The organism is Paraburkholderia sp. Ac-20340, from assembly GCF_017104965.1.
Classification (GTDB): domain Bacteria; phylum Pseudomonadota; class Gammaproteobacteria; order Burkholderiales; family Burkholderiaceae; genus Paraburkholderia.
Genome location: NZ_JAAGPR010000004.1, coordinates 367797 through 393837 on the forward strand (window position 1 = coordinate 367797; position 26041 = coordinate 393837).

At 64.0% G+C, this 26041-nt stretch carries 22 protein-coding genes; 17 read left to right on the plus strand and 5 right to left on the minus strand.

Features of this window, described 5'->3' with window-relative positions:
• Positions 1-140: 140 nt before the first annotated feature.
• Positions 141-3551 carry a YadA-like family protein gene (locus G3N59_RS08820; RefSeq protein WP_241023279.1) on the plus strand — a complete coding sequence of 1137 codons (3411 nt, stop codon included), beginning with the start codon at positions 141-143 and terminating at the stop codon, positions 3549-3551.
• Between the two features lie 116 nt (positions 3552-3667).
• Complete coding sequence (locus tag G3N59_RS08825; protein ID WP_205982172.1) at positions 3668-4471, plus strand: OmpA family protein; 804 nt, start codon at positions 3668-3670, stop codon at positions 4469-4471.
• Positions 4472-4540: 69 nt separating this feature from the next.
• Here G3N59_RS08825 and G3N59_RS08830 read toward each other — a convergent pair whose 3' ends face one another.
• On the minus strand, positions 4541-6205 hold the full coding sequence (locus G3N59_RS08830) for a cyclic nucleotide-binding domain-containing thioredoxin-disulfide reductase (RefSeq protein WP_205982173.1): 1665 nt from the start codon (positions 6203-6205) through the stop codon (positions 4541-4543).
• Between the two features lie 197 nt (positions 6206-6402).
• Between G3N59_RS08830 and G3N59_RS37435 the strand changes: the two genes are divergently transcribed.
• Positions 6403-7665, plus strand: coding sequence for a leucine-rich repeat domain-containing protein (locus G3N59_RS37435; RefSeq protein WP_205982174.1), 1263 nt, complete (start codon positions 6403-6405; stop codon positions 7663-7665).
• A gap of 48 nt (positions 7666-7713) precedes the next feature.
• Here G3N59_RS37435 and G3N59_RS08840 read toward each other — a convergent pair whose 3' ends face one another.
• Both G3N59_RS08840 and G3N59_RS08845 read right to left on the minus strand, forming a co-directional pair.
• Positions 7714-8586, minus strand: coding sequence for a beta-lactamase family protein (locus tag G3N59_RS08840; RefSeq protein ID WP_241023280.1), 873 nt, complete (start codon positions 8584-8586; stop codon positions 7714-7716).
• Positions 8516-9190, minus strand: a complete 675-nt coding sequence (locus tag G3N59_RS08845) for a hypothetical protein (RefSeq protein ID WP_205982176.1) — start codon at positions 9188-9190, stop codon at positions 8516-8518. The genes G3N59_RS08840 and G3N59_RS08845 overlap by 71 nt, the downstream gene beginning before the upstream one ends.
• Positions 9191-9402: 212 nt before the next feature.
• On the opposite strand from G3N59_RS08845, the gene G3N59_RS08850 reads away from it, so the two are divergent.
• From G3N59_RS08850 to G3N59_RS08910, 13 genes are all read left to right on the plus strand, one after another.
• The gene (locus tag G3N59_RS08850; RefSeq protein ID WP_205982177.1) at positions 9403-10125 is read left to right on the plus strand and encodes an IclR family transcriptional regulator; all 723 of its coding nucleotides are present in this window, start codon (positions 9403-9405) and stop codon (positions 10123-10125) included.
• Positions 10122-11846 (plus strand): hypothetical protein, encoded by a 1725-nt coding sequence (locus G3N59_RS08855; protein WP_205982178.1) that lies wholly within the window; start codon positions 10122-10124, stop codon positions 11844-11846. Before G3N59_RS08850 ends, G3N59_RS08855 begins: the two co-directional genes overlap by 4 nt.
• Before the next feature lie 35 nt (positions 11847-11881).
• Positions 11882-12589, plus strand: a complete 708-nt coding sequence (locus G3N59_RS08860; RefSeq protein WP_205982179.1) for a hypothetical protein — start codon at positions 11882-11884, stop codon at positions 12587-12589.
• Positions 12583-13548: a dipeptidase gene (locus G3N59_RS08865; protein WP_205982180.1), complete on the plus strand. Its 966-nt coding sequence runs from the start codon at positions 12583-12585 to the stop codon at positions 13546-13548. Before G3N59_RS08860 ends, G3N59_RS08865 begins: the two co-directional genes overlap by 7 nt.
• A 50-nt stretch (positions 13549-13598) precedes the next feature.
• Complete coding sequence (locus G3N59_RS08870) at positions 13599-14717, plus strand: extracellular solute-binding protein (protein ID WP_205982181.1); 1119 nt, start codon at positions 13599-13601, stop codon at positions 14715-14717.
• Between the two features lie 83 nt (positions 14718-14800).
• Positions 14801-15703, plus strand: a complete 903-nt coding sequence (locus tag G3N59_RS08875; protein WP_241023281.1) for an ABC transporter permease — start codon at positions 14801-14803, stop codon at positions 15701-15703.
• Between the two features lie 4 nt (positions 15704-15707).
• Positions 15708-16517 carry an ABC transporter permease gene (locus G3N59_RS08880; RefSeq protein ID WP_205982182.1) on the plus strand — a complete coding sequence of 270 codons (810 nt, stop codon included), beginning with the start codon at positions 15708-15710 and terminating at the stop codon, positions 16515-16517.
• Between the two features lie 33 nt (positions 16518-16550).
• Positions 16551-17615, plus strand: a complete 1065-nt coding sequence (locus G3N59_RS08885) for an ABC transporter ATP-binding protein (RefSeq protein WP_205982183.1) — start codon at positions 16551-16553, stop codon at positions 17613-17615.
• Positions 17616-17683: 68 nt separating this feature from the next.
• On the plus strand, positions 17684-19087 hold the full coding sequence (locus tag G3N59_RS08890; RefSeq protein ID WP_205982184.1) for an aspartate aminotransferase family protein: 1404 nt from the start codon (positions 17684-17686) through the stop codon (positions 19085-19087).
• Positions 19074-20543, plus strand: a complete 1470-nt coding sequence (locus G3N59_RS08895) for an NAD-dependent succinate-semialdehyde dehydrogenase (protein WP_205982185.1) — start codon at positions 19074-19076, stop codon at positions 20541-20543. The genes G3N59_RS08890 and G3N59_RS08895 overlap by 14 nt, the downstream gene beginning before the upstream one ends.
• Positions 20544-20578: 35 nt before the next feature.
• Entirely contained in the window at positions 20579-21601 is a 1023-nt protein-coding gene (locus tag G3N59_RS08900; protein ID WP_205982186.1) for a histone deacetylase family protein, read from the plus strand.
• A gap of 37 nt (positions 21602-21638) precedes the next feature.
• Positions 21639-22742 carry a porin gene (locus tag G3N59_RS08905; RefSeq protein ID WP_205982187.1) on the plus strand — a complete coding sequence of 368 codons (1104 nt, stop codon included), beginning with the start codon at positions 21639-21641 and terminating at the stop codon, positions 22740-22742.
• Positions 22743-23044: 302 nt separating this feature from the next.
• Positions 23045-23359 carry a helicase gene (locus tag G3N59_RS08910; protein WP_205982188.1) on the plus strand — a complete coding sequence of 105 codons (315 nt, stop codon included), beginning with the start codon at positions 23045-23047 and terminating at the stop codon, positions 23357-23359.
• A 47-nt stretch (positions 23360-23406) separates the two neighbouring features.
• Here G3N59_RS08910 and G3N59_RS08915 read toward each other — a convergent pair whose 3' ends face one another.
• Together G3N59_RS08915 and G3N59_RS08920 are read right to left on the minus strand one after the other, a co-directional pair.
• The gene (locus G3N59_RS08915) at positions 23407-24078 is read right to left on the minus strand and encodes a hypothetical protein (protein WP_205982189.1); all 672 of its coding nucleotides are present in this window, start codon (positions 24076-24078) and stop codon (positions 23407-23409) included.
• Positions 24079-24280: 202 nt separating this feature from the next.
• Positions 24281-24643 carry a translation initiation factor Sui1 gene (locus G3N59_RS08920; RefSeq protein ID WP_205982190.1) on the minus strand — a complete coding sequence of 121 codons (363 nt, stop codon included), beginning with the start codon at positions 24641-24643 and terminating at the stop codon, positions 24281-24283.
• Positions 24644-24992: 349 nt separating this feature from the next.
• On the opposite strand from G3N59_RS08920, the gene G3N59_RS08925 reads away from it, so the two are divergent.
• Positions 24993-25937 (plus strand): dihydrodipicolinate synthase family protein, encoded by a 945-nt coding sequence (locus tag G3N59_RS08925; protein ID WP_205982191.1) that lies wholly within the window; start codon positions 24993-24995, stop codon positions 25935-25937.
• Positions 25938-26041 lie beyond the last annotated feature (104 nt).

Genomic DNA, 26041 nt, shown 5'->3' on the forward strand with positions numbered 1-26041 from the left:
ACAACCCGGAGTGGGCCCTCATGGCTGGCAAATTCAAGAATAAATTGCATTTAAATCGCAAAGGGAACGCTGACTCGCTGAAGCTGCGTCCGATTGTTTCTATTCTCAGTCTTGTTCTCGCGAGCCTGCCGGTAACGGCGATGGCGCAGTCGAGCGGTTCTGCCGTCGTGAGCGGCGTCACGGGCTCTGGCTGCGCGACGAGTACGGCTGCCGTCGATGGAACCGCCGTCGGCTGCGACGCCAATGCAACCGGTCAGGGTGGTACCGCGCTGGGCTATTTCACTTCCGCTGGTATCAACGATACGGCGGTCGGTGAACATGCGACCGCCTCCGGTGGCGCCAGCACGGCAATTGGCGGCGGATCGATCACAACCGGGATTCGTTCGACTGCAGTGGGCGCGAGTTCCACCGCATCGTCGGCGAATTCGACTGCATTGGGTTGGGACGCGATCGCAACCGGAGACCACGCGACGGCCTTGAGCTCGCAGTCTTCCGCGGCAGGCGCCTACTCGATCGTGATCGGCAACCAGGCGATTTCGACATCGACCGCGGATGCCGGCACGGCCATCGGCTCGGGCGCCTCGGTTAGCGGTGCCTCGGCGGTCGCTATCGGTGTCAACAGCGGTGCGTCCGGCACCGGCGCGGTCGCGATCGGCTGGGGCGGCACGTCGGGTGTGCCGGGTTCCGGCACGCAGGCGAGCGGCGACAACGCCGTGGCGCTCGGCGCCAACGATGTCGCCAGCGGGGCGAACGCGCAGGCTTACGGCGTCAGCTCGACGGCGAGCGCGGATAGCTCGATCGCCATGGGTAACGGCGCCGTGGCGTCGGCGCAATACGGCATTGCGATGGGCAATGCAGCGCAGGCCACGGGCGTTTCCACGACCGCGCTCGGCGCGGGTGCACAGGCTACCGCGCTCAATGCGACGTCGCTTGGTATCAATTCGATCGCTACGGGCACCGGCAGCACGGCGCTGGGCGGCACCGCCACGGCGAGCGGCACGCTGGCGTCGGCGTTCGGCTATGGCGCGGTTGCGGCTGCGGCAGGCGCGACCGCGATGGGCCCGTCGGCGCAGGCACTCGCATCGATGACGGTGGCGTTCGGCGATAACGCCATCGTGGCCGCCGCCGCCGGAACCGGCTCGATCGCCGGCGGACACGATTCGCAGGTGACGAGCGGCACGGGCGCGATCGCGCTGGGCGAAGGTCAGACGGCCAGCGGCAATGGCGCCGTGGCGATCGGCGATCCGAACACCGCAACGGGCGACGGCGCGGTGGCGGTTGGCGCGAATAACACCGCGACCGGGCAGGGCGCGGTGGCCATCGGCAATAGCGCGGTCGCGAACGGCATCGGTGCGGTCGCGCTCGGCAATGCGTCGCAGGCCAATGCGGCGGGCGGCGTGGCGATCGGCAATGGCGCGGTGGTGCAGAGCGCGGCGACCAATGGCATCGCGCTTGGTACGAACGCGGTGGCTACGAATGCATCGGATGTCGCGCTGGGTGCGAACTCGACGACTGCTGCACCGCATACGGGCACGTTCGATCTCACGGGCGGCACGGCAGCGGCTACTGCGCCGACTTCGGTTGTATCGGTGGGCGCGGCGGGCTCGGAGCGTCAGATTCAAAACGTGGCGGCGGGCGTGGTGTCGGCCACCTCGACCGATGCGATCAACGGCTCGCAGTTGTACTCGGTGGCGAGCGCATCGAACGCAACGGGTTCGACGGTTGCGGCGGCGCTTGGCGGCGGCTCGACCTACACGGCGGGCAGCGGCGTTTCGGCACCGAGCTACACGATTCAGGGCTCGACGTACAACAATGTCGGCGATGCATTCGACGGCGTCGATACCAGCCTGACCAACATCGAAAACGAAATCGGCAGCGTGGTCAACGGCGGCGGCATCAAGTACTTCCACGCGAACTCGACGCTCGCCGACAGCCAGGCCACCGGCACCGATAGCGTGGCGATTGGACCGCTCGCCGTGTCGACGGGTGCAAGCAGCCTCGCGGCAGGCAATGGCGCGCAGGCCAGCGCCGACAACGCGACGAGCCTCGGTGCGCAGACGACGGTATCGGTTGCGGACGGTGTCGCGCTCGGCGCGGGTTCCGTCTCCGATCGCGCCGTGCTCTCGGGCATCGGTTCGATCACGGCGGGCAGCGCCGCGATTCCGTACAACACCTCGGATCGCACCTTGCTCGGCGCGGTCTCGGTGGGCGATGCGGCGACCAGTACCTATCGCCAGATCACCAACGTGGCGGACGGCACGCAGGCGCAGGACGCCGTCACGGTGCGCCAGTTGAGCGGCGCGCTGCAGGCGTTCGCGACCACCACCACGATGTACTTCCACGCCAACTCCACGGCGGCCGATTCGCTCGCCGTGGGCGATCAGTCGGTGGCGGTCGGCCCGACCACCGTGGTCAATGGCGACAGCGGCGTGGGGATCGGCAACGGTGCGATCGTCGATTCGACCGCGCCTGGCGGCATCGCCATCGGCGAGAAGTCGGAGTCGGCGCAGGCCGATGCGCTGGCGCTGGGCAGCGGCGCGACCGCTGGCGGCGCGCAGTCGATTGCGCAAGGCGCGAACGCGCTGGCGACCAGTGCGGCCGGCATCGCGCTCGGTTCGGGCGCGCAAAGCACGGCGCTCAACGCGGTGGCGATCGGCGCGGGCGCGCAGTCGACCTATGCGAACAGCGTGGCGATTGGCGCGGGCTCGGTCACGACGGTCGGCGCGCTCAGCAGCTACATCGGCTATGGCCTGAGTTCGCCGGGCTCGTCGGTGGGCGAAGTGAATGTGGGCAACCGCCAGATCACGGGCGTTGCAGCGGGCGTGGCGGCAACGGACGCGGTCAACGTGAGCCAGTTGCAGGCCGTCAACGAGGAATTGCAGACACTCATCAGCAATCAGGCCGGGAATCAGACGTCGAATCAGACCTCGAACAGCGGCACGTTCCCGTCGAACACCAGCAGCACGGCGAATACGGCGGCGGCGACCGGTTCGAATTCGTCGGCGGGCGGTTCGGGCGCGGTGGCGTCGGGGGCGAACAGCACGGCGGTCGGCACGTCTTCGACTGCATCGGGCGTCAGCTCGACGGTGATCGGTTCGGGCGCGACGTCGACGGGGACCAACTCGGTCGCGATCGGCGCGGGCAGTACGGACGATGGCCGCTCGAATGTCGTGTCGATGGGCAGCGCCGATACGCCGCGCCAGGTGACGAACGTGGCCGCCGGCACCGCGCCCACCGATGCGGTCAACGTGCAGCAGCTCAACAGCGCGATCTCGCAGGCCAACAGCTACACCGACGGCCAGATCCAGCAACTGCGTCACGACGCCGACGCAGGCACGGCCGCGGCGATGGCGGTCGCGGGACTGCCGCAGCCCTCGGGTCCGGGCAAGAGCATGGTCGCGATTGCGGGCAGCTACTACCACGGGCAGTCGGGGCAGGCGATCGGCATTTCGACGATCTCGGAGAACAACCACTGGATCTACAAGGCCGCGGTGACGACCAATACGCGCAGCTATTACGGCGCGGTGGTCGGTGCCGGCTATCAGTGGTAAGGCGATCCGTCTGACTTTCAACCGGCCTTGTCGTGGCGCGCGGCGCGCGAGTCGTTGCGACTCGCTACGGCAAGCCGGTTTTCCATCATGAGTGGTATAGGGCCATGAAACTGACCATGAAAAAAACGTCGATTGCCGTTTCGTTCGTCGCCGTGATGACGAGCGTTGTTCTGCAAGGCTGCGCGTCGCCGTACAATCCGCCGCGCTTTCCCGATCAGCAGTCCGCGTCGCCCGCGGGCGGCACCTTTGTCAACGTGGAGAATCTGCGCAATATCGGCGTCGGGCTGAACAAGGATCAGGTGCGCGATCTGATCGGACCGCCGCATTTCAACGAATGGTTCGTCGGCAATCACGTCTGGAATTATCTGTTCGATTTCCGGCGCGGCGGCGAGATTGTGTCGTGCCAGTATCAGGTGCAGTTCGATCGCCATATGCAGGTGAGCGGCACGTTCTGGCGCGATCCGTCATGCGCGGCATTGATGCAGGCCGCGGCTAGCGAGCCGGTTGCGCCCGCGACAGCGCAGCAGACCAGCGCGACCGTCGATGAATTCTCGCTGCAAACCGATGCGTTGTTCGCGTTCGGCAAATCGGATATTGCGGCGCTTCAACCCGAAGGACGCCAGGCGCTCGATGGCGCCGTCGCGCGCATCGAACATCATCAGGCGGTGAGCGAAGTGACGGTGGTGGGGCACACGGATCGTATCGGCTCCGATGCGATCAACCAGCGTCTGTCGCTCGCGCGTGCGAATACGGTGCGCGATTATCTGGTTGCGCATGGCGTCGACGCACACGTGATCCATACCGAGGGCGTGGGCGCGAGCCAGCCGGTCACGCATTGCCCAGCGGGCGAGAGCGGCGCGGTGATTGCATGCCTCAAGCCGGACCGGCGCGTGACGATCGGCGTGTCGGCACAACGTTAATACGTTTTGGGTAACTAACTATTGTGAAGGCTGGCGATTGTGTTTTGCCGCGTCAGCAGCAAGCCGGGCCTAAGGCTGCGGCTCCTGCAGATACTTGTGCACGAACGCAATCGCCATACTCCCTTCGCCGACTGCCGAGGCGACGCGTTTGATCGGACTCAATCGCACATCGCCGCACGCGAACAGGCCCGGCACACTCGTTTCGAGCAGGAAGGGATCGCGCCTGTGCAACCAGCGTCCGGCCTTGACGACGTCATCGCCGGTCAGAACATAGCCGCGCTCGTTACGTGCAATCGCATCGGGCAGCCACGAGGTTTCGGCATCGGCGCCGATAAAAACAAACAGGCCGCCACAATCGTGCCGGCTGACACTCCCGCTCGCTTTATCGACGATATCGATGGCGCTCAGATGCATCTCGCCAACCGCGCCCACCACTTCCGCCTGCAAGCGCACCGCCACATTCGACTTCCTGGCGAGTTGCTCGACCAGATAGCGCGACATGCCTTTTTCCAGCGCGTCGCCGCGAACGACCAGCGTGACCCGGCGCGCGTGATTCGAAAAATACAGCGCGGCCTGCCCGGCCGAATTGCCGCCGCCGATCAGATACACATCGAGTCCATGCGTGGCGCCGGCTTCGCCGCGCGAGGCGCCGTAATAGATGCCTTTGCCGATGAAGCGGGCGAAGCCGTCGATGGCAAGACGCCGCCACGTCACGCCCGTTGCGAGAATCAAGGTGCGGGTACGGATGACGTCGCCGCCGTCCAGATGCACATGGCGCGAATCGGCGGCTGCATCGACGTCGATGCGCGCCACGGCGCGCGTCACCAGAATCTCCGCGCCGAGGCGTTTCGCCTGTAGCAGCGCGCGATTCGCAAGCTCATCGCCCGAGACGCCGTTCGGAAATCCGAGGTAGTTTTCGATGCGCGACGAGGTGCCGGCCTGTCCGCCCGGCGCTTCGCGTTCGACCACGATGGTTCGCAAGCCTTCGGACGCGCCATACACGGCCGCCGCGAGGCCAGCCGGGCCGCCGCCGATGATGGTCGCGTCATATTCGGCGAGCCGGGCCTGAGTCTGCAGGCCCAACCGTTCGGCGAGTTCGCGGATGGCCGGTCGGTTGAGCAGGGTTCCATCGGCCAGACGCAGTGCCGGGCATTCGTGTTCCGCCGGGCAGGGGCCGGGCCAGCGTCCTTGCAGTTCCGGCGCATCGGGCGCCAGCCAGTCGCAACTGATCTGATTGCGTTCGAGGAACTGGCGCAAGCCCGTGCAGTCCGGGTCCCAGCGCGCGCCCACGAGCGTCACGCGCGGTTTGGGCGGCTCGGCGGAAAGCCCTTGCAGCCCGCCGATGCGTTCCCGGGCGAGCGCGCCCATTTTCTCCGCGACTTCCGGCGACCCGGCGGCCAGCGCGTAATAGTGCTGCGCATCCACCCGCATGACGCGCGACGCTTGCGCAGCCCGATAGGCGCCCGGGAAAGGCGAACTCAGGGCAAGCGGCACCTCGCCGAAAATGGTGCCGGGCAAACGCCATCCGAGCGTGCGCTCGACGCCGTCGAACATCTTCACGACTTCCATCTTGCCGCTCAGAACGGCATAGAGCGCGCGTTCCGCGCCTTCGTGGACGGCGAATTCGCCGGCACACAAATGCAGATCGGCCGATGTATTCGCCAGATGTTCGAGTGCGGTGTCGCCCAGCGTGGAGAACAGCGGAACGGCGCGGATATCGTCAATGGTCAGCATGATTCGTTATCCCAGGCAGGGCAGAAGATCACAGCGGATTCAAAGCAGAATCGCAGCAGAGAAAGCGCACATCGGCCAGATCGGCAACTTGCCTGGTCGAATCCAGTATAGGTTGAGCATCCGGTTTCGCGTGACCAGATGAGCGCCGCCTCGCGCTTCGTGTATAAAGGGGCAACCCAGCACAAACGGAGCCGCCCGTGGCCGCAACCCCGCCCGACAACACCCAGCCAGCCGCTGAAGGCGAGCGCACGCCCATTTCGCGCCGCCGCGGATTCTGGTTTCTATGCGCCGGCATCGGCCTGCTGGTCGTCATTCTGCTGATGGTATTCAAACCGTTCAGGGAAAGGCTCGACGACCGTGCGCTGGACAAGCTGGGGTTCTTCACGGGCGTCTGCAGCGACGGCGGCGCCACGGGCGCGCCCGAGCCAGGGTGCCTGGCATTGCGGGCCAAGCCTGGCATGACGACGTCCCAGCTGGCCGCCGCGATTACGCACCTCGACACGCTCCATCAAACACTCGAATTGAGCCTGGCGGATAGTGCGGTCGACAACATCGATTCGCTGAAAGATCTGGACGATGTGGAATCGCTCGATCTCACCGGCACCCAGGTCTGGAACATTGATGCGCTGCAAGGCATGCGTTCGCTGAAAACGCTCGTGCTGCACCGTACGCAGATTCAGAACATCGCTGCGCTAAAGGATCTGACCGGTTTGCAATCGCTCAATCTCTGGGAGACCGGGGTTTCGAATCTCGACGCACTGAAGGATCTGGGCGATCTGCGGCAACTCGATCTGCGCGATACGCAAGTGCGCGATCTGGATGTATTGGCGAAGCTGCCGCATCTGGAAACGCTCAAACTGGGTGGCGCGAGAAACGTCAGGAGCGTCAAGCCGCTCGAACAATTGACCGCGCTGAAAACACTCGATCTCAACGAAACGCAGGTCGAGCGCCTCGATCCCCTGAAGAATCTGCATGATCTTCAGGCGCTTTATCTGGCGAACACGCCCGTGCGCGATATCGATGTGTTGACGAATATGCCCAACCTGACAACGCTCGTGCTCGACGGCTCGAAAGTCGCGAATATCGACGCGATGCAGGGCTTGGTCAAGCTCGACACGCTGGTGCTTTCGCGCACGCAGGTCACGGATATTGGCGCGCTGAAGGGTTTGACCCGCCTGCAAAGACTCAACCTCTCGGACACCGGCGTCGATAACGTCGAGCCATTGGGCAATCTGAAGAACCTGAAAACGCTCAATCTCTTTCGCACCGACGTTCAGGATATCGACGCGCTGCAAGGGCTCAAGGGTTTGCAGGAACTCTATCTGGCGAATACGCCGGTCAAGAATGTCGACGTGCTCAAAGGCCTGACCGGGCTGAGGGAACTGGTGCTTTACGGCACGAGAGTGAGCAATGTCGACGATCTTAAGGCGGCGTTGCCGAATGCGAGGATTGTCTGGTGAGCGCGCGGCGCGCCGATGCAAACGCCGCGAATACTACGCCTGACTTTGTCAGCCCGCGTGTTGCGCGGGTAACGTGGAGCCCGGCCAGAGCGCCGGCTTACCGTCGAGACGATCGGCGACATAGTGGCCTATCGCTTCTGCGGGCGATCCGTCGATACTGCCTCCCGCGTTCGCCAGGACGACAATCGCACGCCCGCTTTGCCGGTTGAACGCGGCGTAGCTCGTGAAGCCGCCCGTGCCGCCGGTATGCCAATGGGTGTGTTCATCACGCCGATAAAGCCAGCCAAGACAGATCTGCCCCACGTCGCGAATCTCCTCGCGCGGCTTCTGCGCATTTTCCAGCGCTGTGCTCAATGAATGCCGATCGCTTTGCGATTTACTTCGCTGTCCTTCAGGATTGCAAAAGGCTTCTAGATAACTCAGCAGATCCGTGACCGACGCTCGCAGGCCGCCAGCACCCGCGATTGCGTCCAGATGCCAGGGCATCGTCGCCATCCCGTTTGCCCGATGGCCTTGCATGAAGCGCGTCTGCTGTTCTTCGCCCAGCGCGATAGCGGTATCGGTCAGACCTAAAGGGCCGAGAATGCGTTCGTCGAGCAATGCGAAAAACGGCTGGTTCGCGCGGTGCGCGAGTGCGTAGCCCAGCAGACCTGCGCCGAGGTTGCTGTAATTGAAGGCCGGTTTGTCCGGCTTCGTCAAGCCGTGAGAATCGATAAAGGCGAGTAACTTCTGCGCGTCGTAATCCGCATAAGGATCTTCGGGATTGGCCGGGTGCATATTCGTCGGCAGGCTGGGCAAGCCCGAATGATGCGTCGAAAGATCGACCAGTAAGATCTCCTGCGATGCTGGCTTAGTCGCTGCTTGAAGCGGCAGCAATCGACGAACGGGTTCGTCCAGTTCGACTTCGCCTTGCGCGGCCATCTGCGCGAGCAGCAATCCCGTGAACGTCTTGGAAATAGAGCCGATTTTCGAAAATCGAATCGATCTTCGCGGCGCCAAACACTGCAATCGAGCGCACGCCGTTCTGCGAAATACCGACCGCGATGCCACCGCGACTTTCGGGCGCGAGCCAGCCAGTCGTCACGATATCGCCGAAGTCGTGGGCGAGTTGTGCGCTCACTTCGCTGGCCGGGATGGGAGACAAGGCGGGCAAAACGCGGCGCGTTGGCGGCGGCGGTATTGGCGTGGCCTGTTCCTGGCGCTCGAATTCGAGCGGGGAGTTTTTGAACTGAAACCAGCGCCCCGTCAACCGGTTGTTGTCCGCGGACAGCGTGCCTGTCCATTTGCCGCCCGCTGCGGGCACATCGAAGCTGAAGGCGTCATTGTCGAACGACACGTTGGCACATGCGAGGCCGGCTGCGCGCTGATCGATGCTGTCGAGTGAAACCGCCAGTTGCCCGAGCGGGTCGGTTGAAATGAAAAGCTGAATCCGAAGCGAATCGCTCCCCGCGCGCAGACGGCCGAGCCAGATTCCGTCGAGGCGATGGTTGCGCGTGTTCCCGGGAGTTGGTTGAGCCATTTGCATGAACGCATTCCTCGTTTGAGTTCCGGTCAGTGAACGGGTACTGCGGCCATCGCGACTCGCGCCGCTGCAATCGTCTTACGCATTGTGCCCAGTTCCGTTACGCGCTGGTAAACCCGCAAATCGAAACCTTTGACACACTTTTTTTTGATCTATAGCATGTATTTCATAGAAGACAGCGTCTTCTAATAGAAGACAAAAAGGAGAAAGCAGGTATGGCAGTGCGTGCGTTGTCGTCAGTGCTGAAGTCCCTGGACGTGCTCGATGCGGTTGCCGCCGCTGCGCGTCCCATGACCTTGTCCGAGATTGCGCGTGTGGTGGGCGAAGCACGCGGCGCGACCCTGCAGCGGCTCGTCACGCTCGCGGAAGGCGGCCTCGTCGAGCAGACCGAAGCGGGTGGCTATCGTCTCACGCTGCGCATGGTGCGCTACGCGAACGCGGCGATGGAGCAGGCCAACCTGGGCGCGCGCGTGGCCGATGTGCTTCAGGACCTCGTCTCCGACAGCAACGAAACGGCGTCGCTCGCGGTGCTCGACGGTCCCGAGGCCGTGATCGTGCGACGCGTGGAATCGCGCGGCGTGTTGCGTGCCGATCTGCGCGTGGGTTCGCATCTGAATCTGGAGTTGACGGCGATGGGCCGCATCCTCGCGACCTACGCGTCGCCCGCGCAGCGCGAACGCTGGCGCGAAGCCGGCACGGCGCTGCCCGACGACGCCATGATGGCAAAGATCCGCGCCGATGGCTACGCCATCAATGGCATGACCGGCCCGCGCAGCGTGTCGGCGGTGGCGACGCCCGTGTTCGACGAGCGCGGCGATTGTGTGGCGACGGTCGCGCTTTCCGGCCCGACCGCCGGTTTCGAAATGGACGATTGCGCCGCGCTCGTCAAGGCGGCTGCGCAGAACATCAATGCACGTTTGAAAGGAGACGCTCAATGAGCCTCGTGCTCGATCCGCCCGCGCCGACCGGGCTGCAAGACCTCGTCAGGCAGATGCGCGCGCCCGCTGAACTGATGTTGCCGGAGCGGCTCGCCGCCATCCAGCCGTCGCGCGTGAGCGCGTCGCGCTCGCTGATGACACGCGCGCTGCGCGACCGCTGGTCGATCGTCTGCACGCGCTTCGACATCGACGCGCGCGGCAACGGCGTGGCGCGCTATCGCATCGACATCGGTAGCTGGCGCTTCACCTTCCCGGTGTTTTCGAAGGAGCCTTCGGCGCAGGGCCGCACCGGCCGCATCATCGGCCGTTCGTGGGACATGATGGGAGCGCTTGTCGAAGGCGATATGAGCGACGCGGCGCTCGCCGAAACGCAGCAGGAAATGCCGAAGCTCTACGAAGGGCGCGCCACGCCCGGCACGCTGATCTGGTGCCGTTCGAATCGCAGCGGGCGCTTTTTCGATCACGCGCTGCAGGCGCTGGCGGCGGGACGTCAGCCCGACGTCGCCGAACTCGCGCAGACCTGTTACCTCATGCGCAACACCGGGCTGGACGGCAACGGCACCTTCGGCACGCGATCGTTTCTCTCGCTGGAAGCCGATCATCCGCTGCGTGCGTCGCTGTCCGCGCAGATGTTGTGTGCCTACATGATGCGTGTGTTCGCGCAGGATCTGCTCGGCCATCTCGCGCGTGCGGCTTCGTCGAGCGCCGTCGAACTCGCTGCGCCGTTGCGCCGTTTTCTTGGCGTAGGTAATGGCTCGGCGCTCGGTCTCATGTTGTTCGTGAATAACCATCCGCGGCTGATCGACCGCTGGTTGTGGGTCCGCGAAGAAGCGCTGGCGCGTGCACGCGTGCTCAAGCCGGACGCCGCGCAGATCGAAACGCTGCTGCGCCTGATCGACAAGGCGATCGTATTCCGCCGCGAAGATCGCGCCGCGTACGAACAGGTCGCGTCGAGCGATGTGGTGGCGGATGCGCTCGTCACGATACGCGCCGATGTGCAGTCATTGCTCGATCGCGCACGTGCCAACGCGCCGCTCGGCGCCGCGCCGTTTGCCGCGCTGTGCGCGTCGCTGGCGGGCCGTGTGCATCAGGAAGGGCTGGAAACGCTGCATTCACTGCTGATCGAACTCGTGCCGGACGAAGCGGACGCACTGGCGCAAACGCTGGTTATCGACGAGGAGCTGAAGCTCGAGCCGGCCATGCGCGCGGGCCGTCTGCGCGAGATCCTGCGTCACGACTATGCCTGGGCTTTCGCAATGGATCTCGACGACGAAGCGGCGCGCTACGTCTGGTACAAGTCGGTGACGGCGGAAGAACCCCGTCGCGGCCCGCGCGAGGAAGTGGGCGATGCGATCAACCTGGCGCTCGATTTGCCGCGTCAGGTCGTGCGCCTGGACGCGGAACTCGCCCGCTTCGATGCGTCGGCCAGCACGGCTTCGTTTCTCGCGCAGCGGCCGTGGCATCGCGCCATCGTCACGCGTGTGCAGGCGCTGCACGGCACGCATTTCCATTCGCCTCACGCCGACATCATGAGCGAAGGCTTCGTGCCCGCGCATATCACGCGTTTGCTGAACGTGGGCGTGCACGGGATCGACAAGACGCGCGACTTCCTCAACCGCAATCTGCGCGGGGTGCTGTTTCACGGTGCGCCGACGCCCGAAGACCTCCAGTCCGGTGACGCCGATCCGCACTGGTTCTATCCCGCCGAACCTGCCCTGTGAGCGACACTGTGAGCGACCCTGTTAGTAGCGAACCGATGCAAACCGATCCCATCACCGTCAGCCTGCGCGAGAGCCGCATGGTGCTCGAACGTCTCATGCAGGTGACGCGCGTGGACGAAGGCCTCGTGCCCGCGCTGCGCGACTGCGCACTGTATTCCACGGCACTTTGCGAAGACGGTTTTATTCATTTGACAAAACATTTAGGACAGCTTTCGAAAAATCAGGCGGTGGGTGTCTCGATCGATGTGACGGATGAGGGCGCGACACGGGTGCGTTGCGCAGGCCAGCATGCGTGGCCGGTCGCGCTCACCCTCGTCGATCTCGCTGTCGACGCTGTGCAGGCAGGGCGCGAGGCCCGCTTCGTCGTCGAAGACGCCAGCGAAGCCGACGAATTGCGCGTAGCGATGGCGCTTGCCCAGCCGTATGGCCTCGAGGCCACGCTGGAGGTGAAAGACAACGCACGGCACGTAACGTTTCGCGCGGCGTCGACGCCAGCCGAAAGCACGCTCGCGCGCATCGTGCGCAAAGGCCTGAGCGTCGAGCGCGCGTATTGGTGGGCGCTCTTTCATCGCGCCAACGACGCGCTCGCACCGGACTCGTACGAGTCGCGCCGTCATGCAGGTCCGATCATCGTCGACGAGCAGGGCCGCGTGATCGGCCGTACCGACGAAGACGAAACCGATCTCTCCATGCTCTACACCGGGACCCCGTCCACTCAGGAAAACAAGGAAATTTCATGCTGATCGATGCCCTGCAATGCGGCCACTTCACGCGCGAAGTGTTAGAAGATCTGCGCGCCAGCGGCTATACCTGCGTCACGCCCACGCTCGGGTTCTGGGAAGGCACGCTCGAATCGATGGACGCGATCGGACGCTGGCGCGATTTCGAGCGCGAATGCGCGGACCTCGTCGTGATCGCACGCAAGAGCGCCGATATCCGTCGCGCCGATGAAGAGGGCAAGCTCGCCGTTGTGCTCGGTTATCAGAATAGCAATCTGTTCGAAGACCGTCTCGCGTATATCGAACTGTTCGCGGATATGGGCGTGCGCGTCGTGCAGCTTACCTATAACAACCAGAACGAGCTGGGCGGCAGTTGCTATGAAGCGCAGGACAGCGGGCTGGCGCGTTTTGGCCGCGAAGTGGTGCGCGAGATGAATCGTGTGGGCATGGTGATCGATTGCTCGCATGTGGGCGATCGCACGACGCTCGACGCCATCGAATGGTCGGAAAAGCCGGTGGCCATCACGCATGCCAACGCGCGCGCCGTCTTCGATCACAAGCGCAACAAGAGCGATGCGGTGTTGCGTGCGCTGGTGGAAAACGGTGGCGTGATCGGCTGCGTGGCCTATCGCAACATCACGCCGCAGGATGCCTGCACGACGGTGGATGCGTGGTGCCAGATGGTCGCGCGCACGGTCGAACTCACCTCGATCGACAGCGTGGGGATCGGCACCGACTACAGCCACAACACGGGCCAGCCGGATCTCGACTGGATGCGCAAGGGCCGCTGGACGCGTTCGGTGCAATACGGTGCGGGATCGGCGGCGAATCCGGGCAAGACACCGAAACCCGACTGGCTCAAGAGCGCGGGCGAACTGAACAAGGTGCACGAGGGCTTGCGCCGCATCGGCTTCAACGCGGAGGAAGTGCACAAGCTCACGGCCGGCAACTGGCTGCGTCTCTATCAGGCCGTATTCGGCTGAACGCAACACGATCCACATTTCAACCCGGTTTCCAGCCAGGAGGTCCCAGCATGAAGAGCGACGACGATTACGCGATCGACCCGACCGATCGAATCGATCCGACGATTTCCACCGCTTCAACCGTCTCGCGGCGCGGCTTTCTGCGCGCCGCCGCCGCGGGCACGGCGCTCGTGGCCGCGCCGTGGGTGCGCCGCGCGGCCGCCGCCGACGACAACATGCTCTACGTGAACACGTGGGGCGGCAACTGGGAAGCGGCCGCGCGCCAGTACCTGTTCGATCCGTTCACGAAGGACACCGGCGTGCAGATCCGCACGGTCTCGCCGATTTCCTTTGCCAAGCTTGCCGCGCAGGTGCGCAACGGCACGTATCAATTCGATGTCACGACGCTCGGCGTCACCGACACCGCGCGCGCCAACGCGGCGCAACTGATCGAACCGGCGCATGGGCATCTGGACGAGCACGCGCTGTGGTCGGGCGCGATCTACGAAAACGGTCTCGCCACCCACGCGTTCGCGAACCAGATTGCGTATCAGAAGGACGCGTTCGGCAGCGGTGGGATTCGTAACTGGAGCGACTTCTGGAATCTCAAGCAGTATCCGGGCGCGCGCAGCCTGCAACGCTACCCCACGCGCGTGCTGGCCTACGCGCTGCTCGCCGATGGCGTGCCGCCCGAGCATCTGTTTCCCTACGATCTCGACCGTGCCTTCCGCGCGCTCGACCGTCTCAAGCCCGCGATTCGCGTGTGGTGGACCGAAGGCCCGCAATCGCAGCAGCTGTTGCGTGACGGCGAAGTGAAGGCCATCGCGATCTGGAACGACTACGCGAAGACCGTCAAGGACACTTCGAAGACGCCGATCGAAATCGTCTGGAATCAGGCCGTGATCGACAAGGGCTGCTGGGTGGTGGCGAAGGGCACGCCGCGCGCGAAGAACGCGTGGCGTCTCGTGCAGCATATCGCCGGCAATCCGGCGGGGCTTGCGCGCTTCAATGCGGTCGACGGTTCCGGCCCGCTCAATCCCAAGGCGTTCGATTACATGGACGCCGCGACGAAGCAGAACGCGCCGACGTTGCCCGAGCATCTGCAGCAGGCTGTTGTGCTCGACGGCGTGAAGCTGCTGCCGCAACTCGACCAGATCGCGTCGCGTTTCGATCGCTGGATGACGCTCTGACGCTACGCGTATGGCGTGTTGCCGTTCCTTGCGCACGCGGCAATCGATGGTTGCGTGCGCAATCTTATTCCTGGAGTTCAACCTTGGCTGAATCGACCCTTTCGAGCATGCCGATCGTCGACGAAGCGGCGCAGGCCGCCGGCGCGCCCGCGCAGCGCGAGCACGTGGACCGCCGGCCCAATCCGTGGCTGCTGTACGTGCCGGCGCTGGTGTTCCTCGCCGTGTTTTTCGTTGTGCCGCTCGGCTACGTGATCTTTATGAGCGTGAGCGAGCCGACCTTCGGCTTCGGCAATTTCGTCGATCTGCTGGGCTCCGCGCATTTTCGCAGCGTGCTTGTGCACACCTTTCTCAGCTCGGCGTTCGTGACGCTGTGTGCGCTCGTCTGCGCGTATCCGCTGGCTTATGTGGCCGCGACCGGATCGGCGTTCGTCTCGCGCCTGATGCTCACCGTGCTGGCGCTCAGTTTCTGGACCAGCTTTCTCGTCAAGACGTACGCGTGGATGGTGATTCTGGGCGTGAGCGGGCCGCTTTCTGCGCTGCTCGAAACGCTCGGCTGGCGGCCCGCGCCGCACATGCTGTTCACCTCGTTCAGTTCGACACTCGCCATGACCCATGCGCTCGTGCCGTTCATGGCGATGGCGCTCTACGCGGTCATGAAGCGCATCGACGTGCGTCTCATGCGTGCCGCCGAAAGCCTGGGCGCGCAGCCGTGGCGGGCGTTTCGCGAAGTCTGGCTGCCGCTGAGCGCGCCGGGCATCGTCAACGGCTGCACGCTGGTGTTCATCACCTCGCTGGGCTTTTACGTGATGCCCGCGCTGCTCGGCAGTCCGCACGACCAGATGATTTCGGGCGTGGTGGGCGACCAGATCGAACAGGTGCTGGATTTCGGCATGGCGTCGGCGATGTCGATTGTTCTGCTCGTTCTCACCCTGGCTGTGTTCGCGCTGTATCACCGTTTCGTCGGCCTCGACCGGCTCTGGAAATGACGTCATGAAAAAGCCCGTGCAGATTCTCGCCTGCTTCATCGCGCTCGTGCTTATCGCGCCGCTCGCGATTGTCGTGCCGATGTCGTTCAGTTCGGCGGCTTCGCTCGAATTCCCGCCGCCCGGCTGGTCGGCGGCCAGCTACGCGCGCTTCTTCGCTTCGCCCGACTGGATGGGCTCGCTGTGGCATAGCGTGTTCATCGCTTCGTGCGCGACGCTGATCGCCCTGGCGCTGGCGATTCCCGCTTCGTTTGCGCTCGTGCGTCACACATTCTTCGGGCGCGGCGCATTCAACCTGCTGCTCATGATGCCGATGATCGTGCCGCAGATCGTCATGGCGCTCGGCTATTACACGTATTTCGGCCGCCTGCGCATGAGCCAGAGTTTTGCGGCCCTGATCGTTGCGCATGCCTGTCTCGCGCTGCCCGTCGCGACGCTGATCCTGACCGCCGCCATCAAATCCTTCGACCGCAATCTCGAACGCGCCGCGATGAATCTGGGCGCGCGGCCGCTGCGCACGTTCTTTCTCGTGACGCTGCCCGTGCTGCGTCCGGCCGTCATGGTCGCTGCGCTGTTCTCGTTCATCCAGTCCTTCGACGAAGCCGTGATCGCCGTGTTTCTCGCAGGCCCGGACACCGGCACGCTGCCGCGCCAGATGTTCAACAGTTTCCGTATGGAAGCCGATCCGGTGATTTCCGCTGCGTCGTCGTTTCTGCTCGCGCTCGTCTGCGCCGCGATTTTCGCGCCGCTCGCGGTGCGCCTCGTGCGCCGGCGCCTGACTGTCGCGCCGGTCGCGCCTGGCGCCGTACGTTCCTGATCAGCCGTTTGCCCATTATTCGTTGAGGTTCCCATGCAAGCCCGCTCCCTCACGCTCGACCAGGTCAGCAAGACCTACGACGGCCAGCATCGCGCCGTCGATCGCGTATCGCTCGACATCCAGCCCGGCGAGTTCGTGTCCTTTCTCGGCCCGTCGGGCTCGGGCAAGACCACGACGCTGATGATGATCGCCGGCTTCGAACACGCCAGTTCCGGCGCGATCCGCATTGCCGGTCGCGCGATCGACAATGTGCCCGCCTACGCGCGCAATATCGGCATGGTGTTTCAGAACTATGCGCTGTTTCCGCACCTGAGCGTGGCCGATAACGTGGCGTTCCCGCTGCGCATGCGCGGCGTTGCCCGGGCCGAAAAGCAACGTCGCGTGAAGACGGCGCTGGAGATGGTCGGGCTGGGCGGCTACGCGGCGCGTCACCCGGCGGCGCTCTCGGGCGGCCAGCAGCAGCGCGTGGCGCTGGCGCGCGCACTCGTGTTCGAGCCGGATGTGGTGCTGCTCGACGAACCGCTCGGCGCGCTCGACAAGGCGATGCGCGAGCATATGCAGATCGAGCTCAAGCGCATTCATCGCGATCTGGGCGTGACGATGATCTACGTGACCCACGACCAGACCGAAGCGATGACGATGTCCGATCGCATCGCGGTGTTCAACGCGGGCCGCATCGAGCAGATCGGCACGCCCGACGAGGTGTATTTCGAACCGGCTACGCGTTTTGTCGCTTCGTTCGTCGGCGACAGCAATCTGTTCGAAGGCCGCGCGCTCGGCGAGGGACGCTTCGCGCTGCCAGGCGGCGACTTCACCGGCCGCAAGCGCTTCGAGGCTACGCCGGGCGCGAAAGTGGACGTGCTGCTGCGCCCCGAAATGATCCATTGCGGCGAAGCCGTCACGCGTAATCAATGCGACGTGCAGCGCCAGTTACTGATCGACACGATGGTCAATTACGGCGACAGCGTGCTGCTGAGCGGCCGTTGCGACGACATCGCCCTGCGTGTGCGTGTGCGCGGCCCGGAAGCGCGCGAGCTTGCGCCCGGTGCGCGCTGTGCCGTGGGCTGGAAGTCGTCGGATCTGCATGTGGTGGTGTGAGGTCGAGCGCGCGAGCGCCCCGCATCGAACCCCTCTCCCTGTATTAGCGAACAAAAAAGGATTTGCCCATGAACGCCCCTCACGAAGTCATTGCGCCGAGCGCACTGCAACGCAGCGACGCCGCGCACCTGCTGCATCCCTATACGAATCTGAGCCTGCATGAAGCGGTCGGCGCGCACGTTATCACTGGCGGCGATGGCATCCATGTGATCGACGAACACGGCAAGCGCTATATCGAAGGGCTCGCCGGGCTGTTCTGCGCGGGCCTGGGCTTTAGCGAGGAACGTCTTGTCGAAGCCGCCGTACGCCAGATGCGCGCGATGCCGTTCTATCATGCGTTTGCGCACAAATCGACGGCGCCTGCCATCGAACTTGCCGAAAAGCTGCTCGCGCTCGCGCCTGTGCCCATGGCGAAAGCCTTTTTCGCCAACTCCGGTTCCGAAGCCAACGACACCGCCGTGAAGCTGATCTGGTATTACAACAACGCAATCGGCCGCCCGCAAAAGAAGAAGATCATTTCGCGCCTGCGTGCGTATCACGGCGTTACGGTGGCGTCGGCGAGTCTCACGGGGCTGCCGCTCAATCATCGCGATTTCGATCTGCCGATTCAGGGCGTGCTGCATACGATGTGCCCGCATTACTATCGCAACGGCTTGCCCGGCGAAAGCGAAGAAGCCTTCGCCAGCCGCTGCGCCGACGAACTCGAAGCGCTGATCCTGCGCGAAGGCCCGGACACCGTAGCGGCCTTTTTCGCGGAGCCGGTGATGGTCTCGGGCGGCGTGATCGTGCCGCCGAAAACCTACTTCGAAAAAGTACAGGCCGTGCTGCGCAAGTACGACATTCTCTTCGTCGCCGATGAAGTGATCTGCGGTTTCGGCCGCACCGGCAACTGGTTCGGCTCGCAGACCTTCGGCATCGAACCGGACATGATCAGCGTGGCCAAGCAGCTTTCGGCCGCCTATATGCCGATTTCGGCGCTGCTCATCAACGAGAAGATCGAACGCGTACTCGTTGCGCAGAGCGCGAAGCTCGGCTCGTTTTCGCACGGCTTCACTTACGGCGGGCATCCGGTTGCCGCCGCCGTGGCGCTGGAGGCGCTGAAGATCTACGAGGAACGCGATATCGTCGGTCACGTGCGACGCGTGGCGCCGCGCTTCGCGCAGGGCATCGCGCGGCTTGGCGCGCATCCGCTGATCGGCGAAGCGCGTGTGAGCGGCCTTGTCGCAGGTCTGGAATTCGTGCGCGACAAGACCTCGCGCGAGAACTTCGCACCGGAGGCGGGCGTGGCCGCGTTTGCGGGCCAGCGTGCGCGCGAGCATGGCGTGATTACGCGCGCGCTCGGCGATACGCTGAGCCTGTGCCCCGCGATGATCATCGACGAAACGCAGATCGACGATCTGGTCGAGCGGATCGAACGCGCGCTCGACGACGCGCTGGTCTATGCACGCGAGCGCGGCCATGTCGACTTCTGAACGCGTCGCCTGCACGGCACCCTACGCCACGCTCGGGCTGTTGATCGACGGCCGCTGGCAGACGCACGCGCGCGAAGGCGAAGCGGTGTTCGATCCCGCGACGGAGCGCGAGATCGGCTGGCTACCGCACGCCGACGATGCCGATATAAGCGCCGCGCTCGCCGCCGCACAACGCGCCTTCGTGCACTGGAGCGTGACATCGGCCTACGAGCGCGCGCGTGTGCTGCGGCGCTTTGCCGAGCGCGTGCTGGAAACCGCAGCGGCGATCGCCACCGGCATCGTGCGCGATCAGGGCAAGCCATTCGAGGAAGCGCTGGCAGAAGTGCGCTTCGCAGCCGATCACATTGTCTGGCATGCGGAAGAGTGCCGCCGCATTTACGGGCGCGAGATTCCCTCGCGCGACGTGCGTGTGCAGCAGCGCGTCGTGCGCGAACCGGTGGGCGTGTGTGTGGCATTTACGCCGTGGAATTTTCCCTTCAGCCAGGCCGTGCGCAAGGTGTGTGCGGCGCTTGGCGCGGGTTGTACGCTCGTGCTCAAGGGGCCGGAGGCGTCCCCTTCGGCCGTCGTGGCGCTGGGCCGCGCGCTGCAGGAAGCGGGCTTGCCCGATGGCTGTCTGAATCTCCTGTGGGGCAAGCCGTCGGCGTTGTCCGAGCGGCTGATTGCCGACGATATCGTGCGTAAGGTCTCGTTCACCGGTTCGGTCGAAGTCGGCAAACAACTGGCCGCGCTGGCCGGCCGCCACATGAAGCGCACGACGATGGAACTGGGCGGCCATGCCCCCGTGCTTGTCTTCGCCGATGCCGATATCGACGCCTGCGCACGCGCGCTCGCCGTGCAGAAACTGCGCAATGCGGGGCAGGTCTGCATCTCGCCCACGCGCTTTTACATCGAGCGGCCGGCCTACGAGCGGTTTGTCGGGACCTTCACGGAGGCGATGCGCGCCACGCGTGTGGGCGCGGGCGACGAACCCGGCGTGCAGATGGGGCCGTTGTGTCACGCCCGCCGCGTGCAGGCGATGCAAGACCTGGTCGACGACGCCATCGCTCACGGCGCCACGCTCGCGACAGGCGGCTCGCGTTTGCGGGAACGCGGGTACTTCTACGCGCCCACGGTGCTGTGCGGCGAACTCGGCGCGACGCGCGTGATGCGCGAAGAACCCTTCGGGCCGCTCGCCGCGGTGGTGCCGTTCGACAGTTTCGACGGCGCGATCGATGCTGCAAATGCGTTGCCTTTCGGGCTGGCCTCGTATGTATTTACGCGTTCGGCGGCGCAGGCGCATCATGCGGCGCGAAGGCTGAAAGCGGGCATGGTCAGCGTGAATCACTTCGGCCTGGCGTTGCCGGAAACGCCGTTTGGCGGCCTGCACGATAGCGGCTACGGCAGCGAAGGTGGCAGCGAAACCTTCGACGGTTATCTGGCGACACGCTTCATCACGCAGTTCGATCCCTTGCCGTAATTTTTTTGCGCATCATATTTAGGCATCCAAAATTAATGAAAGCCTTCTATTCAGACCGGCAGATGCGGCATCGGCCCACGCGTTCGTTTTATCGCGGGCGCTTTACGGCGGCACACGAAAATCCCGAACGCGTCGCCTGTCTGCAACGTGCGCTGGAGCGTGCAGGCTGCGTGACGAGCGAGCCGAAAGACGCCGGACTCGCGCCGATACTTGCTGTGCACGACAGTGGCTACGTCGAGTTCGTGCGCGACGCCTGGATGCGCTGGCGTGTCGATGGCGCACACGGCGAAGTGATTCCCAACGTGTTCCCGCCGTCGCGCGAAAGCGTGGGCGATCGCACGGGATTGCCGGTACTCGCGCAGGCTGGCGTTTATATGGGAGATCTGAGTTGCCCGATCGGCGAGGGCACGTTCGAGGGCGCGTACTGGTCGGCGCAAGCCGCGGTGTCGGCGGCGGATGCGGTGCTGGCCGGCGAAGCGCTTGCGCTCGCGGTATGCCGTCCGCCCGGCCACCACGCGCAACGCGATCGCGCATCGGGCTATTGCTTCTTCAATAACGCGGCGATTGCCGCGACGCGCTTGCGCGAGCGTTTCGAGCGCGTGGCGATCGTCGACTTCGACATGCATCACGGCGATGGCACGCAGGCGATTTTCTATACGCGCGCCGATGTGCTTACCGCATCGACGCATGCCGATCCGCGCGACACGTTCCCGTTCTATAGCGGTGCGGCCGATGAAGGCGGCGCAGGCGCGGGCCTGGGCGCGAATTTCAACATCCCGCTGCCCGCCGGCGCCGACGACGACACGTTCGTCGCCGCCGTGGCCGCGCTATTCGAGCGCGCGAGCACATTCGGCGCGCAGGCTCTGGTGATCGCGGCAGGCTGGGACGCGCACGGCGACGATCCCCTTTCTCCCTTCGACATCACCAGCGCTGCCTATACGCGGATTGCGCGACTCATGCGGGCGCAGTCGCTGCCCACGGTGATCGTGCAGGAGGGCGGCTATCACCACGGCGCGATCGAGGACGCGCTGCTCGGGTTTCTCGGCGGCCTCGCCTGAGGCGCACACACTTTTTACAACAGCAAAGGGGTTCGCAATGAAAGGCAAAATAGCGCTCGCCGCGGTCGCGGCGTCGATGGCGGGGCTCGCCCATGCGCAAAGCACAGTGACCTTGTACGGCATCCTCGATGAAGGGATGACCGTCGTCAACAACGAAGGCGGCGCGCATAACGTGCGCATGGAAAGCGGGGTTTATCGCGGCAGCCGCTGGGGCCTCGACGGATCGGAAGATCTGGGCGGCGGCATGAAGGCCGTCTTCAAGCTCGAAAACGGCTTTAGCCTCGACAACGGTTCGCTCGGGCAGGGCGGCCTGATGTTCGGACGTCAAGCGTATGTGGGCCTGAGTTCGCCCTATGGCACGCTCACGTTCGGGCGCCAGTACGACGCGACCACCGATTTCGCGTGGGACTACAACGTGGCCGCGATCGCATCGGGTTACGGCTTTCACCAGGGCGATCTGGACCGTACGCTCGGCGATAGGCTCGACAACTCGGTGAAATACCGCTCGCCGGATTTTCATGGTTTATCGGCGATTGCGATGTACGCGTTCAGCAATACCGCGGGCGAATTCCACAAGGGCAGCGCGTGGAGCAGCGGCGTGTTTTACGACCATGGGCCCTTCACGGCGGCGGTGACGTACACCTATCTCGCGGGCACGACTTTCGATCCGTACGCGGCGATGGGCTTGCGCAGTTTTATGGGCCGCACCGTCGTCACGCGTGAAGGCGATGTCGTGACGCCGGTGCAGGAATCGTTCGAACTCGATTCGCTGGGGACGCTTGGGGTTGGCGCGAGCTATGCGATCGGCGACGTTTCGCTGATCGCGAACATGACGAATACGCGCCTCAAGTATCAGGGCGATGCGACGGTGATGCAGGTCTACGAGGGCGGCGTGACGTGGCAGGCGACGCCCGCGCTGCTGACGGCGCTCGCGTATCAGCACACGCGGTTCGAGGGCCATAAATGGCATCAGGTGAGCCTGGGTGCGTATTACAGCCTGTCCAAGCGTACGCAGATCTACGCGTCGGTCGATTATCTGAAGGCGTCGTCGGGCGTGGACCCCGTGACGGCTTACGACTTTGCCCCGTCGCAGGTGAGCTGGCAGGGGAATGCGCGCGTGGGCGTGCTGCACAACTTCTGATGCGTGACGCGGGCGGTAGAACACCCACTGCGTGCGTATCGATAATGCGACTAACGGTCTGACGTCTCTGAATCCACACCCGGCGAATCTTCGATTCGCGCAGGGTTGGCAGTGCGGCTGGAAAAAGCTAACAGATGGACAACACCGTGAGGCGCAAAATTGCGCCTCGCGGTGTTTTTATTGAGCGGCGGATCGGTGGCGCGCCAGGGCCATTAACGGCGGACTAAGCTTGCCGTTGAGATGCGCGAGACTACGAGAAAACCCACTGCTAGAATGGCCGCCTTTTTCGCAGGGAGAGACCCATGAGCTGGTTTATCTATGAAGTGCCTGAGTACAACGAAGACGCCGCGCGCATCGAGCCGTTTACCGAGCTGCGCAGCCGCGTCACGAAACTCAGTGGCCCGGCGATGGCCGACGAGCTGGAAAGCGTGCGCGCAAACGCGGCGAGCTCCGCAGCCACGCCCACGCGCCGTCTGTTGACGGCCGACAATCCGCACGTATTCCCCATTCCTTACGCCGATTCCATGATCCTGGTGGGATTCATTTTCGAATTGGAGCGGGAAGGGCAGCAACTCGTGGTGTCGCCGGTGGAAATGCCCTGGTTGAAGGACGCATAAACGCGACGCATAAACGCGCCGCATAAAACCCCGCGTCGACGATCGCCTTACTGGCTATTGTCTTCGCAATCCTTCCAGTACCGCAGCGGGTCCAGATGATGCGGATAATTCGTGTCGAGCCACATCGACAGTTTGTTCCAGTCCGGATGATTGGTACCCGTTTTAGCGGACCAGGTCGACGAACGTTCGAGAATCCGGTTGCTTTCGCGATCGCGGACGATCAGGCTGCCCAGCCCCGTCGTGCTGTTCGCCTGCGCCTCGACGAGGTAGCGGGGCAGCACGCGGAGTTCGGCGTCTTCGGCCCAGCCATACAGCGCGCGGATCACGCCAGCGGCGTCGCGTAGCTGGATCGGACCGCTCGGCGGACGCACCGCTGCCCATCCTTCCGGGAATTCGGCCACCACCGAATGGTTTTCTTCCCGAACCCATCTCACGCGCCACGCCCGGACCATGGCTTCGCGCATCGCCGATACCGACGGGTAACTCGCGGGCAATTCAATCGCTTTCGGCAGCGTGACGAGGTTGTCTTTCCAGAGCGTGGATTCGTCGTCGGCGCGTTTTGCTTCGAGTTTCGTTTCCCTGAACGGATTCGATTCCTTGGACGGATTCGCTTCGAATGGGTTTTCCGGTCGGCTCGACGTTTTCGTGACGCTCGCGGGAAGTCCCTCGAAAAGCCGTTCGGCATCGAGACGAGTGAGTTTGGGTTTGCCTTTCTTCATGTGTTTCTCTTCAGCATGATGGCGTCGCGGTACCGCTGTACTGGGGTACGCCACGCGCCGCTTTTCATGCGGATAAATAGTGAATGTGCCGATCCGGCATGACCAGAGCGTGCTGGCCGTGGCCGATGCGGATGCGCGATATCCGGCCCTGGCCGCCAGTGAGTCTTTGACGGAGCAGGGTACTCGCCGTCAATCCAGTCCGTTATCCTCCGGCCCGCTTCGCGCTATGACCGGCCTTCTTGAGTTCTTCGACGATGCGCTCGCAATGGTCGCCCTGGACTTCGATCGTGCCGTCCTTGACGGTGCCGCCCGAGCCGCAGGCCGTACGCAACTGTTTGCCTAAAACGGCCAATGCCATTGGATCGAGCGCGAGTCCTTTCACGATGGTCACGCTCTTGCCGCCCCGGCCTTTGGTTTCGCGCGATACCCGCGCGACGCCGTCACCTGCTGGTTTCGTTCTGGCGATCGTTTTGCAGATGCATTCCGCAACGGGACGCCTGCATTCGGGACACATCCGCCCGCTTTCCGTGGAATAAACGAGGCCGCCCTTCGAACTGCTTTTCATGTGTTTTGGCTGAGGGAATTCAAGGCTGACGACCGGTCATTTTAACAGGTGGCGCGCCTGCGTCCTGCCCGCCGCGAAGGGCGAGCCAGCCTGCACCGAAATGGCGCGGCCGGAGCGCTATGCGGAAATCGTCATCGCAGCCGGGCTACGGGAACAAGACGGCCAGGCGCCGGTTGCCTACGATTATCGGCATGAACACGATCGATGCAACCGGCCTGACCGATGCACGGCGCACGACGCACGGCGCACTCGCAGCGATGGCGTGTTCTGCACGGATATAGCCCAAAGCGAACCCAACAAGCAAACCCGATAAGCGGCTTCACACTCATTCAGGACCCAAAGAAACATCATGAGCAACAACATCTTCACGGGTACGATTCCGGCCCTCATGACCCCGTGCACGGCAGCGCGCACGCCGGATTTCGACGCGCTCGTCGCCAAGGGGCGCGAGCTGATCGATATCGGCATGTCGGCGGTGGTTTACTGCGGTTCGATGGGCGACTGGCCGCTGCTGACCGAAGCGCAACGTCAGGAAGGCGTCGCGCGTCTGGTGGCGGCCGGCATTCCGACTATCGTCGGCACGGGCGCCGTCAACTCGAAGGAAGCGGTTTCTCATGCTGCGCACGCCGCGAAAGTGGGCGCCAGCGGCCTGATGGTGATTCCGCGCGTGCTCTCGCGCGGTGCGTCGGCTGCGGCGCAGAAGGCGCACTTCGCCGCGATTCTCGAAGCGGCTCCGGCGCTGCCCGCCGTGATCTACAACAGCCCGTACTATGGCTTCGCCACGCGCGCCGATCTGTTCTTCGAACTGCGCGCCAAGTACCCGAACCTGATCGGCTTCAAGGAGTTTGGCGGTGCGGCGGATATGCGTTACGCCGCCGAGCACATCACCAGCCAGGACGACAGCGTCACGCTGATGGCGGGCGTCGACACCCAGGTGTTCCATGGCTTCGTCAACTGCGGCGCCACGGGCGCGATCACCGGCATCGGCAATGCGCTGCCGCGCGAAGTGCTGCAGCTGGTCGATTTGTGCCGCAAGGCCGCGAAGGGCGATGTCACGGCGCGTCGTCAGGCGCGTGAGCTGGAAGCGGCGCTGGCCGTGCTGTCGTCGTTCGACGAAGGAACCGATCTGGTGCTGTACTACAAGTATCTGATGGTCCTGAATGGCGATAAGGAATATACGCTGCACTTCAATGAAACCGATGTGCTGAGCGAAGCGCAACGCCGTTATGCGCAAACGCAGTATGAGTTGTTCCGTAGCTGGTACGCGGGCTGGTCGAAGGAAGTGAATGCCTGAGGCTTGAACGCCTGCCTCACGCAGGCAATGCAGCAACGCAGCAATGAAGTATGAGAAAGCGCCCTTTTGACAGGGCGCTTTTTTTGTTTATCGATGCTATTAAA

Coding starts and splice junctions, on each gene's coding strand:
- G3N59_RS08820 (WP_241023279.1), top strand. CDS start 141: ATGGCGCAGTCGAGCGGTTCTGCCGTCGTGAGCGGCGTCACGGGCTCT.
- G3N59_RS08825 (WP_205982172.1), top strand. CDS start 3,668: ATGAAAAAAACGTCGATTGCCGTTTCGTTCGTCGCCGTGATGACGAGC.
- G3N59_RS08830 (WP_205982173.1), bottom strand. CDS start 6,205: ATGCTGACCATTGACGATATCCGCGCCGTTCCGCTGTTCTCCACGCTG.
- G3N59_RS08840 (WP_241023280.1), bottom strand. CDS start 8,586: ATGGCCGCGCAAGGCGAAGTCGAACTGGACGAACCCGTTCGTCGATTG.
- G3N59_RS08845 (WP_205982176.1), bottom strand. CDS start 9,190: ATGCAAATGGCTCAACCAACTCCCGGGAACACGCGCAACCATCGCCTC.
- G3N59_RS08850 (WP_205982177.1), top strand. CDS start 9,403: ATGGCAGTGCGTGCGTTGTCGTCAGTGCTGAAGTCCCTGGACGTGCTC.
- G3N59_RS08855 (WP_205982178.1), top strand. CDS start 10,122: ATGAGCCTCGTGCTCGATCCGCCCGCGCCGACCGGGCTGCAAGACCTC.
- G3N59_RS08860 (WP_205982179.1), top strand. CDS start 11,882: ATGCAAACCGATCCCATCACCGTCAGCCTGCGCGAGAGCCGCATGGTG.
- G3N59_RS08865 (WP_205982180.1), top strand. CDS start 12,583: ATGCTGATCGATGCCCTGCAATGCGGCCACTTCACGCGCGAAGTGTTA.
- G3N59_RS08870 (WP_205982181.1), top strand. CDS start 13,599: ATGAAGAGCGACGACGATTACGCGATCGACCCGACCGATCGAATCGAT.
- G3N59_RS08880 (WP_205982182.1), top strand. CDS start 15,708: ATGAAAAAGCCCGTGCAGATTCTCGCCTGCTTCATCGCGCTCGTGCTT.
- G3N59_RS08885 (WP_205982183.1), top strand. CDS start 16,551: ATGCAAGCCCGCTCCCTCACGCTCGACCAGGTCAGCAAGACCTACGAC.
- G3N59_RS08890 (WP_205982184.1), top strand. CDS start 17,684: ATGAACGCCCCTCACGAAGTCATTGCGCCGAGCGCACTGCAACGCAGC.
- G3N59_RS08895 (WP_205982185.1), top strand. CDS start 19,074: ATGTCGACTTCTGAACGCGTCGCCTGCACGGCACCCTACGCCACGCTC.
- G3N59_RS08900 (WP_205982186.1), top strand. CDS start 20,579: ATGAAAGCCTTCTATTCAGACCGGCAGATGCGGCATCGGCCCACGCGT.
- G3N59_RS08905 (WP_205982187.1), top strand. CDS start 21,639: ATGAAAGGCAAAATAGCGCTCGCCGCGGTCGCGGCGTCGATGGCGGGG.
- G3N59_RS08910 (WP_205982188.1), top strand. CDS start 23,045: ATGAGCTGGTTTATCTATGAAGTGCCTGAGTACAACGAAGACGCCGCG.
- G3N59_RS08915 (WP_205982189.1), bottom strand. CDS start 24,078: ATGAAGAAAGGCAAACCCAAACTCACTCGTCTCGATGCCGAACGGCTT.
- G3N59_RS08920 (WP_205982190.1), bottom strand. CDS start 24,643: ATGAAAAGCAGTTCGAAGGGCGGCCTCGTTTATTCCACGGAAAGCGGG.
- G3N59_RS08925 (WP_205982191.1), top strand. CDS start 24,993: ATGAGCAACAACATCTTCACGGGTACGATTCCGGCCCTCATGACCCCG.